Below are 16,254 nucleotides of genomic sequence, written 5' to 3' on the forward strand. Positions count from 1 at the left end.
TAAACGGGCGCAGAAAGCGCCCGGCACAACAACTACTTAGCAGGTGTGAAGATCATCTGTGACGGGCTTCCTGCCGCACTGTAATCCTCAACAAAAGTCAGTTTTCCACTCTCAGGTGCCACACTAAAACGAGTAATGTTGTCGCTGCGCTGATTCATGACATACAGGTACTTACCATTATTTCCAAGAGTTACACTGCGCGGGTAATCACCACGCGTCCAGATATCGTCCTGATGAGTCAGTTTGCCGTTCGCTGTAACGCTAAAGTGCCCAATGCTGTTATGCAAACGGTTAGCAACATACAGCTGTTTCCCGTCCAGGCTTTGCACCAGACCCGCAGCAAAGTTGGTTCCCCTGAAGCCTTTCGGGAGCGAAGAAATACTCTCGCCTTCAGTTAACGTCCCTTTACTAACATCAAGCTGATAGTGGGTAAGCGTAGAAGCCTCTTCGTTGATTAACCATAAACCATCGCCTTTTGGCGTGAAAATAAAGTGGCGTGGACCGGCACCTTTCGATGAGGCATCAATAAAGGGAGGATCGTTCGGCGTGAGTTTGCCAGTGGCATCATCGAAACGATATTGGTAGATCCTGTCCAGGCCAAGATCGGTGGTGAAAACAAACTTCCCACTCGGATCGGCGGCGATCATATGCGCATGCGGGCCATTATGATCACTTGCCGCAAAACTGCCTTCCACGGCAGCTTCAGGTTTTGCTGCACCCGCAGGTCCAGAATCTTGTCGAGTATCGGTAGCTTCACCAAGGCTGCCGTCCTCTTTCACCGGTAATACCGCAACGGAACCGCTAATGTAATTAGCCACCAGCAAATGACGTTCGTTTGGCGTAAGCGACAAATAAACCGGCCCTGCACCGCTCGATGAAACCTGGTTTAGTTCTTTCAGGCTCCCATCATCCTCTACACGCAAGGCAGCAATAACGCCTTTTTCTACTTCACTTGCCACATACAGCGTTTTGCCATCTTTCGATGCCGTCAACTGAGCTGCATTTGGCAATGCACTGACTAACGTTTTATTGCTCAGTGCGCCCGTTTTTGTATCAACCTGAAAACGGTACACCCCTTCACCGTTGGGATTATAGGTGCCAACCCAAGCGAATTGCGTTTGTGCCGCAGCTGAACCGGCAAGCAGAGCAAGTGAAGCGATAAGAAGATTACGTGTTGCAGGCATCGGAGATCCTCATCGTTTATATGATTTGTCGCCCTCACCCAACCCCTCTATCCAGGAGAAGATCGGGGTGAGGGTTATTTCAACCAACCAACTTCTTCGTCATATCCAGCAAAATACGCACATCTTCCGGACGCGTATTGCCGCTCGCTGGATCAATAATCGAGCTATAAATGTGCGGAATGACTTTGCTTACTCCAGCGTCCAGAGCGATCTTCAGAATGTCTTCGTAGTTTTCCAGGTCGATCCCGCCGGTTGGTTCAAGCCAGAAATCGTGTTTCGCGCAAGCAAGTGCGACCGCACGGAATTCGTCCTGGCATTTCAAGCCGCCCATCGGGAAGTATTTGATTGAGCTACCGCCCATATCTTTCAGCAACTTGACCGCAGTTTCGACCGGCACGATGCCATCTGGTGCGCCAGAACTCAATGGCCCGGTAGAGATTTTCACCATCCCCACCATCCCTGTAGGGGAAACGAGGCCATTCACCACTGTATCTTTTTGCCCAAGTAACGCGCGGCTTGTGCCAACACCCGTAAATACCTGATTTACATGCTGTGGCTGCACCTGGGCCGAGATTTCGCTAACCATCGCTGACTGGTTCGGATCGCCCGCCCCCAAACCCACAGACAGCGCGTTATCAATTAACGCGGCATACTCGCGCATATCCGCCACCGCGCTGGCAACATCGGGATAGTTTTTTGACAGCACACCAACCAGCACATGGCCTTCCGCTGCTTCATAAATCTCTTTGGCATTCTGTTTGGAGCCCGCCAGCACATTCAGGCACACACGGTCACGGTAAAAATTGGGGGTCAGTTTCATGCCTGTTGCTCCTTGCAGGTGTTTGCTTTAATGCAGCGGTAAATAATGTCGAGTTGTTCTGGGCTTACACTGCGCACATCGGCTTCGATAATCCCTTCGTTGGCCTTATAGCCACGGAAGTAAATTGCGTATTCGCCTTGTTTTAGGGCGCTGACCAACTCGCCCGTGCTGATACCAATAATCGCTTCGTCGAATTTGATTTCACTACGGGCGATGTCACGACCTGCGGCATCCCACACTACACGGGCGCTCACGCCATCAAGCGTGTTCAGGCTGGTGATAAACGGTGCCATTTTTTCGGCCATCTGAGCACCGCTTTCTTTCGCCGCAGTAAGGTAGTGTTCGATAGCACAAGTCAGCCCAAGAATGCCCTCTTTACCCACTTTCATCGCACGGCCAATGCCGCCGGTTTGTAGTTTCACCCACTCGACGTACTGCTCTTTACCTATTACCAGCCCGCTGGTTGGCCCTTCAATGGCTTTTGCGCCACTGTAAATCACCAGTTCCGCGCCTGCACGGTAGTAGCACTGCAAATCTTCTTCAGCCGCAGCATCCACAATCAGCGGTAAATTATGTTTCCGCGCGACCACTACAGCCTGCTCGACACTGAGCATGCTTTTCTGTACCGAGTGGTGCGATTTGATATACAAAATGGCGGCGGTACGTGGGGAAATCGCCGCAGCCAATTGGTCTGCTGAACATTCGTTGGCGTAACCGGCTTCCACGACTTTACCGCCACCGAGATTCACCATGGTGCCAACCGGCGCGCCAAAGTTCACGTTATGGCCTTTCGGCAACACGATTTCGTTGTTCTCAAGCGGGGCGGCGTGAAGGTTTTCAATCAGCCAGGCGTTATCTTTTACCAGCACCGCAGCCACCGATTGTGCGATGCCAGAAGATGCACAAGACACTACAGTCGCCGCTTCAACGTCCAGCAGTTTTGCAATGTATTCCCCGGTTTTGTTCACCAGGTCTTTCATTTCAAAGTAATGATTCATTCCGGTCGTCACGGCTTCAACCACTTCCGGGCGGGGGGTAGAAACACCAAGCGCCGTCATGCGACCAGAAGCGTTAATCACTTGTTTTAAATTGTATTTTTCATAAATCGAAGGCATGTTCTTCTTTCCCTTGTTCGGTTGTAAACCACTTCCCGGCACGAACCGCGGCGAGCGCGACCAGCAACTGCTCACCCGTGAGCGTCTGAAGTTCTGAATCGGTAAATACTGTCGGCTGTTGGCGCAAAGCAAAAATGGTCAGGTCACCGTCAAGGCCAACGGACAAACGTCCTTTATTTGCCAGACGCAAGCCATCGGCTGCTTGCTCAGTAACGCAATCAATCACTTGTGGCATAGACATGCCAATCGACAGGAATTTGGACATCACCGCACCAAGACTGTGAACCGGGCCATTTATGCGGTTACGGCAATAAATATCGGAGCTGATGGTGTGAGGTAAAATACCCTGACTGATAGCGACTTTCGCCACGTCAAAACTGAAACTAGCGCTACCGTGGCCGACATCAAGACGCACGCCACGAGCAATAGCATTGGAAATCGACGCTCGTAATTCACCGCCTGGCGTAAGAATGCGGTTCGGTTTACCGTTATAGCAGTGGGTAATAATGTCGCCGCTCGTCAGTAAATCGGCAATCTCGTCAAGGTCAGGCGGGTTGTTGCCGATGTGAACCATCAGCGGTAACTCACCGTTTTCACGCTGGATTTCTTTGGCACTTTCCAGCGGTTTAATACCGTTGGCACCTACAACGCTGCTGCTCATACGCGCTTTAATGCCGACGATAAAGCCTGGGTGGCGCTTTATAGCGCCGGACACCGCGGCTTTGTCGATATTTGCCATATCAGACAGTTCATTCTGTGCAATCAGCCCAACGCGAGAGATGTTCAGTAACGCGTAAACATCTGTTCTGGCTTTGCGAGTTATCTCGTAAAACTCGTCAATGTCGTCAGCGCCAGTGCTTCCGGCATCCACCACGGTTGTCACGCCCGTATTGATGCCGATGCTGTCAGGCTCATCATGATAAATCGGGGATTTTTGGTAACAGTGAACGTGAGAATCAATCCAGCCTGCGCTTACATAGTATTCGCCATTAAGCTGGCGTTCTTCTTTTGCCTCGCCGGTTACTTCACCCAACGCGGCAATTTTTCCGTCTTTCAGCGCGATATCGATAACCGTTTCGTCCACCAGACATGCGTTGCGCAGGATTAAGTCGAACATGTTTTTCTCCTTCAGGGACAGAGGGTGGAGAAGCGCGAAGCTTTCCACCCATCCGTGCTACAGAGCAATCGGGAAGAATGCCCCAAAGATCATTGCGCCAAGAATTGCGCCACCAGTAATCGGTTTGTTCCACAGGTAAAACAGCAGCGAACCAATCAGCGAGCCGATACCAATCGGAATGGAAGCGGTCATGGCGCTCAGGATAATCAACGGCCCAAGGAACCGGCCCGATGCGTTACCCGCGCCCATCATTACGTCTGCACCGTAAGTGGAGTCGCTCTGGTTGATGGTGAATTTACGCGCCAGGATTATCAGGTAGCCAATCGCCACGCCAATCACCAGGCCGGTAGCCAAGGAAGCTGCAAAGTTCGCCACCGGGAAGACATAGCCAGCACCCAGCAGCAGCGCCGGAACACCAAGCCCTACGCCGGTTTGAATCGCACCACCGATATCCAGAATCCCGACCAGCGAGCCTTCAATGATGCGCGCAAACAGGAAGCTGGCACCAAACGCCGCGACTGCCCCGTAAACTCCGGTATCCATCCCGGCACGCAACATGGAAACAAAAGCCACTTCGTTAAACGCACCAATGCCGTACAGGTAGTACATGTGTGTCCCAGCGAATACGCCGGAAGAAAGCAGGCCAACAAAAATCGGGAATGACCAGTCGGCGTACCAAAAACCTTTATTCTCTTCCATCACAGGCTCCGTTATTTTCCGCTCAGCGAGTTATGAATCAGATCCAGCCAATTCGGCACGGTCAGATGGAAGGATTCGATCATTTTCATATCGAAGCCACGGAAGAAGGCGCTCAGCACAAACAGCGCGATAATGGCGGCCATCATCACTTTCGTGACACGGTTCCAGCCACTTTCTTCCACACCTTTACCAATCAGGATACCGAGCACCAAACCAGGTACTGCGTTACCCATAATCAGTTGTGCGCAGCCACCGAAAATCGTGGCCCAGAAGCCTGATTTCTTACCGGCATCAATCGCCGCCAGCCAGAAAATAACCGGCATCACTGTGTTAACCAGCAAGTTAGCGGCAGGAACCAGAACTTTTACCGCGGTAACCTGTAATGCTGCCGGAACAGCGGAAGCAGTGGAGTTAAGGAAGGCAACAACAATCATGCCGATGACACCACAAGCGATGGCCATCTTTCTTGGGTCATGCAGGGTTTCAGCCACATTACGGTTTTTCACCATCAACGCGGCAGCACCCCAGTTTGGGATAATGCGGTGGTCAACGTCCTGGGTAAAAGCACCCGCTGCAACCGAGGAGGCCCAGGCGTTGAAGAAGAAACCAAGTCCAAAGGAGAAGTGTGAAGCAGGATCCCCTTCGCAGGAGTTCAGCTCACCCAGTGTACGGAAAGCGCCCATCCCTTGAGTGGTTGGCGCGTGAAACATACGTGCAGCCCCGGCGCCAACACCTACACCGACGAGCCCCCCGATTATTAGCGATTTTATTAGTATAATTAAGAACATCTGTCTGTCCTTTCTGTGTGATTTTTAAGATGCGATGAAGTCTATTTTGTCCATATTGATGGCTGTAACGTTGACGCTAACATCCAGCTCTACGCTGAACATTCGCTTTTCGCGCTTCAGAAAGAAGAACAAAAATGCCTCTTTCTTTACCTGGACTCGAGCCTGAATGACCTGCACATCCTGTGGCTCGATACGCAGTAAAATGTGGGGAGAAGATTTCAGAACCGAGCCCTGAACATGATTCAGGGCGTCAGAAAATGCTTTGGCTTTGGTATCGCCACGCCCCTTCACTCTCACCGTTTCTGAGAAGTGTTCTTTCATACTCACTTTCCGTACTTCTTGGCCCAGGCCTGCACCAGACGCTCGCCCAGCTCTTCTTTGTCCATAAAGCCGAAGCCCAGAACATTGTTACCTTCGTTAATTGCAGTAACACCTTCTTCCACTGAACGCATGCCGTACTTGGCTTTATAGCCGTGTTTGGTTTGTGCAGTAATGGCACCCGCACCGCCGCTTCCGCAGAAAGAAATACCAAAGGTGGCATTTTCTGCTTTCATCACATCGCCCAGTTTCATATCAGCGGCAACGCCTGCAATAACCACGGCGCGACCACCCGCTTTTTCAATCCCTGCGGCCACTTTCTGGCCTTTACCCAAACGGTCGCCAATAACTACGGTAATTTGTTCCATCTGAATCTCCTGATTATTTAAAGATTGTCTTTCGCGACTTCAAAATGCACTGATAACAACCACGCCTCTTCAACCGGCAAATTGCCAAACTGCTCCACGACTTCTTTTGCCATCTCCAGAGAATCATCAGAGATTTCCTCGAACAGACTCTCTTCAACTTCTGGCAACGGTTCACCGGTCAGTGACCGATGAGCCATGGCGCGAACGTGGGAAGTCAGCATCTGTTCTTGCACCGCATTCGGCGTGATGTTTCTGGTCTTTAGCAGCGCATTGATAAACGCCAGCACTCGTTCTGTGAGCTGTGCAGCCTCGGTACTCCCGGCTTCATTAACCATTACCGCTCCGTTATTCACACTACGTACCTCTTCGCTGTCAGGCTTTTAAGGTATCGGGAGGGGATGAAGGTTTGTAGCGAGTTGTTTTCCACTTTGAAGCGGAAATCCCAGAGGCAAGAGTGATATGCACCACAAAAAAGGGCTGAATCATGATAATTCGCTAGTTTAATGTGATTACTGTCACGGATTAAGGAGGCCGAAATCATTAACTACAGTGATAGTTTTTGATCGAAAGTGTGATTTGAGGAATGTTTTGGGGGAAATATTGGAAAGGCTTATGGTGGGGTTACGAAAACGGTCTTCAAGGTGAGGGCTATGGTGGATGTCGCTTGCGCTAATCCACCCTACAAATCAGTTCGGCTTTTGTAGGTCGGGTAAGCATCGCGCAACCCGACACAATACAGAAAAAAGGTGACCTTCAAATCAGTCTGTCTTATTTCACCAGCCCCATGCTTTGTGGCAGCGCCATAGAGACTGCAGGTAAGTAAGTCACCAACATCAAAACAATCGCAATCACCGCAAAGAAGGGCAACAGCGGTTTTATTACCCGTTCTATCTTAATATCGCCGACTTTACAGCCGGTAAATAAGATAGGGCCAACCGGTGGCGTAATCGTCCCCAGCGACAAGTTAAACACCATCATGATACCGAAATGCACCGGGTCCATACCAAACTGCATGCAAATTGGCAGGAAGATTGGGGTGAATATTAATACCGCTGGAGTGGGGTCCATAAACGTTCCGACCAACAACAACACCAGGTTCATAATCAGCAAAATAACAATGAAGTTATCTGTCGCGGAAAGTAAGCCAGAAGCAATCAGCGCAGGTATTTTGGTGAATGCCATTACCCAGGACATGATGGACGAAGCGGCTAGCATGAAAATAACAATGGCCGTCATTTTGGCGGTTGCCAGGAAGATTTTCGGAATATCTTCTGCTTTGATATTGCGATAAATAATGCCGAGCACCAGGGAATAAACCACCGCGATTGCCGATGCTTCTGTTGCTGTGAATATCCCACCCAGAATGCCGCCAATAACCACGACAATCATCATCAAGCTTGGAATCGCATCAAACAGAATACGTAAGGTCTGGCCTTTATTGGCTGAGCGGTCAGAAACATAACCGCGACGTTTAGCAATAAAACCGGCCACCAGCATAACGCCCAGACCCCACAAAATACCGGGAACGTAACCCGCCATAAACAGCGCAGAGATAGAAACGCTGCCTGCTACGGTTGCGTAAACAATCAGTGAGTTGCTCGGTGGAATCAGCATACCCGTAGGTGCCGAAGCAATGTTAACCGCTGCGCTAAACGCCGGGTCGTACTGCTCTTTTTTCTGAATTGGCGACATAATCCCGCCGACAGCGGCAGCAGAAGCCACGCCTGAACCACTGATGGAGCCAAACAGCATATTGGCAACCACGTTAGTCTGGGCCAATGGACCTGGCAGGAAATTACTGACCATCTTCGCGCAGTTAATTAAACGAATGGCTATTCCACCATTATTCATTAAATTCCCCGCCAGAATAAAGAAAGGAATGGCGAGTAACGCAAAGGAATCAAGGCCGACAAAAACGCGCTGTGCGGAAGTTAATATCGCACTATCAAACGGTAAAATAAGTAACATTGCAGCGAAAGACGAAATCCCGATGCTGATACTGATTGGCGCTCCGGCCAATAACAGGAACAGAACTCCGCTAAACATTACTAAGGCAACAATAATCGCAATATCCATGTCGACACCTAATCAATCTTGTTTCGAAGAAAATTTTCTGAACAGCCCATATTGGTTATACAGGCAATAGAACAGCGTCATTGCACCGCTCAATGGAATAGCAATGTAGATAATGCCGATTGGAATTTGTAATGCAGAATCAAGCTGCGCCATCTGGCGGCTCATACCGATATAACCCCCGAAGGTCAGTACCAGTAATGCAAATATTGAGGTGGCAAGTTCGCCGACTATCTCAAGCGACAGGCATATTTTTCGCGGCAACTTATCGCGCATAAACGTAATAGCCATATGCTCGCGTAGGCCGAAGACATAAGCCCCGCCAATAAGTACCAGCCAGATAAATAAATAACGCGCCAGCACTTCACTGACCGCACTTGGGCTATTAAACAAATAACGGGAAGCAACCTGCCAGGTGACCAGCAAAGTCATTAAACCCACAAGCAGAATACATAGCAAAGACGCAACTTTATCGACGGCCTGTTTTACTCGTGTGATGTACGAATAAAAATCAGATTTGGACACGGCGGCGGAGGGGACAGACTGAGAACTTTTCATAAAATCTCCACTGGGGGCCAGAAAGCCCCCTGACTTCTAAGCCGTATTACTCGGCCAACTCACGAATTTTTTCGTACAACGTTTTTTGTTCAGGTGTGGTTAACATGGCAGATTGCAGCGGCTTGCAACGTTCCTGGAAAGGTTTGATATCCACATCCGTGAAGACTGCACCGTTATCTTTTGCAACCTTGCGTGCACCATCAAGCGCCTGATCCCACAGTTCAAACTGGGTTTGGGTGCTCTCTTTGGCCAGTTTACGGAACAGGTCTCGGTCGCTATCCGTCATTTTGGCGAGGAAACTTTCGTTAGCCACTAACAGGTCCGCTACCATCACGTGGCGGGTTGTAGAGAAGTAAGGTGCAACTTCGTATTGCTTGAGGTCAGCGTAGGTAATTTCGTTGTTTTCAGCGCCGTCCAGAACGCCCTGCTGAATTGCGGAATAGACCTCACCTTGCCCCATTGGGACACCGGTTCCCCCCATGCAATCCAACATTTTAATCATGGTGTCGGACTGCATGACACGAATTTTCTTGCCCTTCATATTTTCTGGGCTGGTGACAGCGGCACCTTTGGTGTAAATGCTGCGCGCACCGGCTGTATACGCGGTGACGACTTCAAAACCGGTGCCTTTAGTAGAAGCAAACAAACTGTCCAGCACACCGGAAGTAAACACTTTGCGCTGGTGCTCTGGGTTGTCGTACACATACGGCATTGCCAGCACAGAGAAGTTCTTATTAAAGTTTTCAACCAATGGGTTTGCGACAACCGCCATTTGAATTGCACCGGACTGAACCAGTTCCAGCGATGCACGCTGGTCACCCAACAGCTCGTTAGGATGGATTTCTAATTTGTAGCGGCCATCTGTCGCTGATTCCAGCTTATCGCTGAATGAGACTAATGCTTTGTATTGTGGGTTATTTTCAGATTGGTTAAACGCTGTTTTCAGCGTTACAGCCCCTGTTGGAGCTTCGTCATCGCCACATCCGCTCAGTAAAATCGTTGCCGCAACAGCGTTAGCAACCAGCGAAATTTTTGGCAAAACCTGTTTCAAATGCAGCATCCTTATGACTCCCTTATCCATAATCTCTGTGTGGCACTAGTACGTTTTGATGCATTTACTCACTGAATGAATTAAAAATGAAACATTATTTTAATTAATAAGAAATTTTGATTCACTTTGTAATTGAGATCTCAAATTACAGAAAATCCTGGATAGAAAACTTACAATTTCTGACAGGTTTATTAGAAAGGAAAACTCACAAGCCGTGATGACATTGCAATTTTAGAGTGCTTTATGGCAATCGTGCAGAGGTGAGGTAGATTTAGCCTTTCGCCGACTGGAGGAAATGAAGTATGAAACTCTCATGCGTTACGCTCGTGCATGCGGTGTTAATTTTAAACTGCAGCAAATATAAAAGCGGATACAAAGCCCAGTGACAGGTTTGGAACGAATTCCCCCTTTCCCGCAGAGCAGAAAGGGGGAAAAGCATTGGAAGGGATTACTTAGCGGCGTTAGCCTTGATTTGAATAGAATCGGTATAAGTCACACGTACACTTTGGTTTACTTTCAGATCTTTCAAACGAGCCTGAACATCCGGGTCAACAACAGTGATTGTCTTCTGCTGGCCTTTAGGGCCTTCAAACGTAATTTCGTTATTTTTCAGATCAATGTGTTTGATTTTGAGCTGAACGTTTACCTGGCGGAAAGCTTCATGCTCGCGGTCTGCTGGAGTGGCTTTCTCGATACCTTTGGTAGACGATGCAGTCGGTGCGGATTTATCAATATTCGTATCAAGAGCAACGGCTACGGAGCGCGTAACAGTGGTGTCGACAATATCACCCGCTTTCAAATTGGTCAGCGTACCAGCGTCTTCAGGAACGTTGAGTGACACTTTATTCCCTTCAGTTCCTTCCAGCACCACAACATGGTTTTTTTGATCAACTGAAACCACTTTTGCGGAAAAGTGATCGGCCTGAAAATCACCGGAAATTGGCAGCAGCGCGGCGTTTGCGGCAAAAACACTGAACGCAAGCAGCGAAACGGTAGCGGCACTTTTGATAATCGTATGAATTGGTTTCATAAATCAGATGTCCTTATAAATTAAATGAAAATACACAAGCCCTGAAGGCAGAGCTAGTATCAGCTTAGCGGTATTTTTTATGGTAGGCATTGCGAGTGGTTTTAAACTCTTCTGCCGCCGCCTGTGCTTCTTTTACTTTACCTTCATTGGCAAGTTTCAGCGCACCGTCAATTTGCCCTACCAGCAACTCAAGGCCGTGGCGATAATCTTTCATTTTTGCGCTGTCTGCTGCTTCGTTTTCAAGCTTAGCTGGAGCGCCTTTTTGCGCGTCCAGTGCTGCGGTGCGCATGTTGTTTAGCGAGGTTTTTAACTCAGCCGCGTTGTCAGTACTTAACACGGTTTTGTAATTCTCAGCGATGGTATCCATATCATCGCCAACTTCTTTTGCCATTACAGCACCTGTGAATAACACAGATGATACTGCCAACATTGCAATTAGTTGCTTACGCATTACATCACCTTTTTATTATGTCGAAGAAGGGCGCTGCAGGACGCGCCCATTACCGTTCTACTGACCGGCGATCTTCATCTCCGGTAACAGCACTGAACCACACTGAATATTACTACGCTTCTCAATATCACTGCCCACTGTGACAATTTCACGCCACATATCTTTTAAGTTACCGGCGATGGTGATTTCACTCACCGGATACTGAATTTCACCGTTCTCAACCCAGAAGCCAGATGCACCGCGTGAATAATCGCCCGTAATGCCGCTCACGCCTTGCCCCATCAGCTCTGTCACAACCAGACCGGTGCCCATCTCTTTAAGCATGCCGTCGAAGTCCAGACCGCGCCCTTCGATGCGCCAATTGTGGATACCGCCCGCATGACCGGTGCTTTTCAGGCCCAGTTTGCGTGCTGAATAGTTAGTCAGCAGCCATTGTTGCAAGATGCCATCTTTAATAATGTCACGGCGTTCTGTACGCACACCTTCGCTATCAAATGGTGTAGAAGCTAACCCTTTGAGTAAATGCGGATGTTCTTCAATTGTTAGCCATTCAGGTAAAATTTGCGTGCCCAGAGAATCGAGCAGGAAAGTCGATTTACGGTAAACAGAACCACCCGCAATCGCGCCAACCAAGTGCCCGAACAGGCCAGTTGCCGCTTCGGCTGCAAAGATAACCGGCGCTTTCATAGTAGAAAGTTTACGTGGCGACAGGCGTGCAAGCGTGCGGCGTGCACACTCGATACCCACAGACTCCGGGCTATCCAGGTCTTCCATCGCGCGGCCAATGGTGTACGCGTAATCACGCTCCATTTCACCGTTCACTTCTGCAATCACGCAGCTTGAAAGCGAGTGGCGCGTTGAACAATAGCTTTGCAGCATGCCATTGCTGTTACCGAAAACTTTAATACCGTAGTGGCTGTTAAAGCTGCCACCTTCGGTATTGTTGATGCGCTTATCCACATTCAACGACGCATTTTCAGCGCGAGCGGCCAGCTCAATAGCGCGATCGGCGTCCATTTCAGTCGGGTGGAAAAGATCCAAATCTGGTGCTTCGAAGGCCAGCAACTCTTTATCTGCCACACCGGCAAACGGGTCTGGGGATGTGTAACGGGCAATATCCAGCGCAGCCTGAACGGTACGCGCAACGGCGTCCGGGCTGAGATCGGTCGTGGATGCACTACCTTTACGGTTTTGATGATAGACGGTGATGCCTAGTGCACCATCGCTGTTAAATTCGACGTTTTCCACCTCACCGTATCGCGTGCTTACGCTGATACCAGTGGTTTTACTGACGGCAACTTCTGCGCCGTCTGACTGAGCGGAAGCTAATTCCAGCGCCTGAGATACCGCTTGTTCCAGAACCTGACGTTGTTGTGCTACTTGCGTGTTTACTTTCATCGCTACTGCCATAATGTAAGGTGAGTGATTTAAGTCTAACAGGATCAGAACAATTTCGCAGTGAACAGGCTTTACTGGTAGAATTAGCCACTTTTTTTAAGGAGCCTAATATGACTAAGCAGCCCGATGACTGGCTCGACGACGTACCAGATAACGAAAATGAAGACGAAGATGATGAGATTATCTGGGTCAGTAAAAGCGAAATTAAGCGTGATGCCGAGGAATTAAAACGCCTGGGTATGGAGCTGATGGAGTTGGGCAAGAACGCGCTCGACAAAATCCCGCTTGATGAAGATTTGCGTGCAGCAATCGATCTGGCGCAGAAGATCAAGAAAGAAGGTCGCCGCCGTCAGGTGCAGTTGATTGGCAAAATGATGCGTTCGCGCGACATGGACCCTATCCGCCAGGCGCTCGACAAACTGAAAAACCGTCACAACCAGCAGGTTGCACTGTTCCATAAACTGGAAGCGCTGCGCGATCGTTTGGTTGAAGAAGGTGATGATGCGATGAGTGAAGTGTTAAGACTTTACCCTGAGGCCGATCGTCAGCAGTTACGCGTGTTGATCCGCAATGCACAAAAAGAAAAAGCGACTAACAAGCCGCCAAAATCTTATCGCCTGATATTCTCGTATCTGCGCGAACTGGCTGAAAACCAGGTCTAAAAAAATGCCCGCAAATCTGCGGGCATTTTTATTGGTGCCTACCGCGTGAAAATGATTTAAAGCCGATTACTGATTTGCAGCTTTCTTTTCCAACGCATCCAGCAATTTCTGATGAATACCACCGAAACCACCGTTGCTCATCACCAGAATGTGGTCGCCTGGTTGTGCGGTTTTTACCACCATATCAACCAGCGTATCGACATCCGCACTCCAGTGCGCAGGCTGGATACACGCTTCTGCCACTTCTACTACTTGCCATGGAATGTGCGGAGGCTGAAGCAGGAAGACTTCATCTGCTCGGCCTAAAGATGGCGCGAGGTCATCTTTGCTCAGACCCATTTTCATGGTGTTTGAGCGTGGCTCAAGTACCGCAAGAATGCGTGCTGTACCGCCAACTTTGCCACGCAATGCGGCAAGCGTTGCCAGAATCGCCGTTGGATGGTGAGCAAAATCGTCATACACCGTCACGCCATTCGCTTCGCCACGCAGCTCAAGGCGACGGCGAGCATTAACAAAGCTATCCAGTGATTTTGCTGCATCAGCAGGTGTCACACCTACATGGCGTGCGGCGGCAATTGCCATCAAGCCATTATGCATGTTGTGTTCGCCAACCAGTTGCCAGTGCACAACACCCACGCGCTCGCCATCCAGATACACTTCCCAGTTGGACGCATCCGGATTAAGTTTCTTCGCCTGCCAGTGGCCTTGTTCACCCACCAGCTCTTGCTCACTCCAGCAACCCATCGCCAGAGTTTGTTTAATGTTGGCGTCGTTTTCAGGCCAGATAATTTTCCCCTGCCCTGGTACGATGCGCACCAGATGGTGGAACTGTTTCTGAATCGCTTTCAGATCGTCAAAAATATCCGCGTGGTCGAACTCAAGGTTATTGAGGACCAGCGTGCGCGGGCAGTAATGCACGAATTTGGAACGCTTATCGAAGAACGCACAATCGTATTCATCGGCTTCAATCACGAAGAATGGGCTATCACCCAAACGCGCAGAAACGTCGAAGTTACCCGGTACACCGCCGATCACAAAACCAGGCTTGTAACCGCAAGCTTCCAGAATCCAGGTTGCCATACCCGCAGTGGTGGTTTTGCCATGCGTCCCCGCCACAGCAATCACCCAACGGTCACGCAGTACGAAATCATGCAGCCATTGCGGCCCAGACATATAAGGGATGCTTTTCTCCAGCACCGCTTCAACACATGGGTTCCCACGCGTCATCGCGTTACCGATGATTACCAGATCCGGTTGAGAATCGAGCTGGCTTGGGTCGTAACCTTGAATTAACTCAATACCCTGCTCTTCTAACAGAGTACTCATTGGTGGATACACGTTGGCATCCGAGCCTGTCACTTCATGGCCGAGTGAACGTGCCAGCATTGCCAGGCCGCCCATAAAGGTGCCGCAAATACCCAGAATATGAATGCGCATAAAACTATCCTTTCATTATTTGGCGCACATTCTAACCGTATGTTGGAGGCTGGCAAATCGCATTTAAGTTAATTCTGCATTTTGCTGGCGCGATTCACCTGTACGCTACTATTTGAATCTTTGTTAGGATTGTTGCAATCGTTTTACTCAACTGACTGACTGCAGGGAAAGTGTTATGAAAACGTTAGGTGAATTTATTGTCGAAAAGCAGCACGAGTTCTCGCACGCAACCGGTGAACTGACTGCATTGCTGTCGGCAATAAAGCTCGGCGCAAAAATCATCCACCGCGATATCAACAAAGCAGGTCTGGTTGATATTTTAGGTGCCAGCGGAGCTGAAAACATTCAGGGCGAAGTGCAGCAAAAGCTCGACCTGTTCGCAAACGAAAAACTGAAAGCAGCACTGAAAGCCCGAGGGATTGTGGCGGGTGTGGCTTCCGAAGAAGAAGATGACATTGTTATTTTCGACGGCGCGGAACATGCCAAGTATGTGGTGCTGATGGACCCGCTTGATGGCTCATCAAACATCGACGTTAACGTGTCAGTGGGTACGATTTTCTCTATCTACCGTCGTATTACGCCGGTAGGCACGCCAGTAACCGAAGCTGATTTCCTTCAGCCTGGCAACCGTCAGGTCGCAGCAGGTTATGTGGTTTACGGCTCTTCGACCATGCTGGTTTATACCACCGGTTGTGGCGTGCATGCATTCACCTACGATCCCTCTCTTGGTGTATTCTGCCTGTGCCAGGAACGTATGCGCTTCCCGGAAAAAGGCAATACCTATTCCATCAACGAAGGGAATTACATCCGCTTCCCGACCGGTGTGAAAAAGTACATTAAGTTCTGTCAGGAAGAAGATGCCAACACTCAGCGCCCTTACACTTCGCGCTACATTGGCTCTCTGGTTGCAGATTTCCACCGCAACCTGCTGAAAGGCGGCATTTATCTCTATCCAAGCACTGCCAGCCACCCGCAAGGGAAACTGCGTTTGCTGTATGAAGGTAACCCGATGGCGTTCCTGGCTGAACAAGCAGGCGGCAAAGCCAGCGACGGTAAAGAACGTATTCTGGATATCATCCCAGAAACCCTGCACCAGCGCCGTCCGTTCTTTGTCGGTAACGAACATATGGTTGAGGATGTAGAACGCTTTATCCGTGAGTATCCGGACGCCTAAGACTTTAAAAT

Annotated in this window: 18 protein-coding genes; 2 read left to right on the forward strand and 16 right to left on the reverse strand. The window is 49.6% G+C overall.

The window, feature by feature from the left end; all coding sequences use genetic code 11:
- Window positions 1–32: 32 nt before the first annotated feature.
- The 15 genes from FH968_RS13805 to pmbA all read right to left on the reverse strand — a co-directional run bounded on the left by FH968_RS13805 (window position 33) and on the right by pmbA (window position 12,982).
- A complete protein-coding gene (locus FH968_RS13805) occupies window positions 33–1,184 on the reverse strand; it encodes a lactonase family protein (RefSeq protein WP_139880403.1) in 1,152 nt (383 codons plus the stop codon).
- Window positions 1,185–1,263: 79 nt separating this feature from the next.
- The gene (locus FH968_RS13810; RefSeq protein ID WP_139880404.1) at window positions 1,264–2,004 is read right to left on the reverse strand and encodes a KDGP aldolase family protein; all 741 of its coding nucleotides are present in this window, start codon (window positions 2,002–2,004) and stop codon (window positions 1,264–1,266) included.
- Window positions 2,001–3,119 carry a DgaE family pyridoxal phosphate-dependent ammonia lyase gene (locus FH968_RS13815; RefSeq protein WP_139880405.1) on the reverse strand — a complete coding sequence of 373 codons (1,119 nt, stop codon included), beginning with the start codon at window positions 3,117–3,119 and terminating at the stop codon, window positions 2,001–2,003. Before FH968_RS13815 ends, FH968_RS13810 begins: the two co-directional genes overlap by 4 nt.
- Window positions 3,103–4,236, reverse strand: coding sequence for an amidohydrolase/deacetylase family metallohydrolase (locus FH968_RS13820; RefSeq protein ID WP_139880406.1), 1,134 nt, complete (start codon window positions 4,234–4,236; stop codon window positions 3,103–3,105). Before FH968_RS13820 ends, FH968_RS13815 begins: the two co-directional genes overlap by 17 nt.
- A gap of 57 nt (window positions 4,237–4,293) precedes the next feature.
- Window positions 4,294–4,935 (reverse strand): DUF4310 family protein, encoded by a 642-nt coding sequence (locus FH968_RS13825; protein WP_139880407.1) that lies wholly within the window; start codon window positions 4,933–4,935, stop codon window positions 4,294–4,296.
- 11 nt (window positions 4,936–4,946) lie between these two features.
- Entirely contained in the window at window positions 4,947–5,723 is a 777-nt protein-coding gene (locus FH968_RS13830; RefSeq protein WP_139880408.1) for a DUF4311 domain-containing protein, read from the reverse strand.
- Between the two features lie 24 nt (window positions 5,724–5,747).
- Complete coding sequence (locus FH968_RS13835; RefSeq protein WP_139880409.1) at window positions 5,748–6,044, reverse strand: DUF4312 family protein; 297 nt, start codon at window positions 6,042–6,044, stop codon at window positions 5,748–5,750.
- 2 nt (window positions 6,045–6,046) lie between these two features.
- Window positions 6,047–6,409 (reverse strand): SFCGS family glycine-rich protein, encoded by a 363-nt coding sequence (locus FH968_RS13840; protein WP_064540533.1) that lies wholly within the window; start codon window positions 6,407–6,409, stop codon window positions 6,047–6,049.
- A 17-nt stretch (window positions 6,410–6,426) separates the two neighbouring features.
- Window positions 6,427–6,744 (reverse strand): glycine dehydrogenase, encoded by a 318-nt coding sequence (locus FH968_RS13845; RefSeq protein WP_139880410.1) that lies wholly within the window; start codon window positions 6,742–6,744, stop codon window positions 6,427–6,429.
- 433 nt (window positions 6,745–7,177) lie between these two features.
- The gene (locus tag FH968_RS13850) at window positions 7,178–8,485 is read right to left on the reverse strand and encodes a TRAP transporter large permease (RefSeq protein ID WP_139880411.1); all 1,308 of its coding nucleotides are present in this window, start codon (window positions 8,483–8,485) and stop codon (window positions 7,178–7,180) included.
- A 12-nt stretch (window positions 8,486–8,497) separates the two neighbouring features.
- Window positions 8,498–9,040 (reverse strand): TRAP transporter small permease, encoded by a 543-nt coding sequence (locus FH968_RS13855; RefSeq protein WP_139880412.1) that lies wholly within the window; start codon window positions 9,038–9,040, stop codon window positions 8,498–8,500.
- A gap of 46 nt (window positions 9,041–9,086) precedes the next feature.
- Window positions 9,087–10,100 (reverse strand): TRAP transporter substrate-binding protein, encoded by a 1,014-nt coding sequence (locus FH968_RS13860; RefSeq protein WP_139880413.1) that lies wholly within the window; start codon window positions 10,098–10,100, stop codon window positions 9,087–9,089.
- A 439-nt stretch (window positions 10,101–10,539) separates the two neighbouring features.
- Window positions 10,540–11,121, reverse strand: a complete 582-nt coding sequence (locus FH968_RS13865) for a hypothetical protein (protein WP_139880414.1) — start codon at window positions 11,119–11,121, stop codon at window positions 10,540–10,542.
- Window positions 11,122–11,185: 64 nt separating this feature from the next.
- Window positions 11,186–11,572, reverse strand: a complete 387-nt coding sequence (gene cybC, locus FH968_RS13870) for a cytochrome b562 (RefSeq protein WP_139880415.1) — start codon at window positions 11,570–11,572, stop codon at window positions 11,186–11,188.
- A 57-nt stretch (window positions 11,573–11,629) separates the two neighbouring features.
- On the reverse strand, window positions 11,630–12,982 hold the full coding sequence (gene pmbA, locus FH968_RS13875; protein WP_139880416.1) for a metalloprotease PmbA: 1,353 nt from the start codon (window positions 12,980–12,982) through the stop codon (window positions 11,630–11,632).
- Between the two features lie 98 nt (window positions 12,983–13,080).
- On the opposite strand from pmbA, the gene yjgA reads away from it, so the two are divergent.
- Window positions 13,081–13,632 (forward strand): ribosome biogenesis factor YjgA, encoded by a 552-nt coding sequence (yjgA, locus tag FH968_RS13880; protein WP_139880417.1) that lies wholly within the window; start codon window positions 13,081–13,083, stop codon window positions 13,630–13,632.
- Between the two features lie 66 nt (window positions 13,633–13,698).
- Here yjgA and mpl read toward each other — a convergent pair whose 3' ends face one another.
- Entirely contained in the window at window positions 13,699–15,069 is a 1,371-nt protein-coding gene (gene mpl, locus FH968_RS13885; protein WP_139880418.1) for a UDP-N-acetylmuramate:L-alanyl-gamma-D-glutamyl-meso-diaminopimelate ligase, read from the reverse strand.
- A 175-nt stretch (window positions 15,070–15,244) separates the two neighbouring features.
- Here mpl and fbp point away from each other — a divergent pair, with 175 nt between their 5' ends.
- Window positions 15,245–16,243 (forward strand): class 1 fructose-bisphosphatase, encoded by a 999-nt coding sequence (gene fbp, locus FH968_RS13890; protein ID WP_139880419.1) that lies wholly within the window; start codon window positions 15,245–15,247, stop codon window positions 16,241–16,243.
- Window positions 16,244–16,254: the final 11 nt, after the last annotated feature.

The organism is Buttiauxella sp. B2, from assembly GCF_006376615.1.
In the GTDB taxonomy this organism is placed as follows: domain Bacteria; phylum Pseudomonadota; class Gammaproteobacteria; order Enterobacterales; family Enterobacteriaceae; genus Buttiauxella.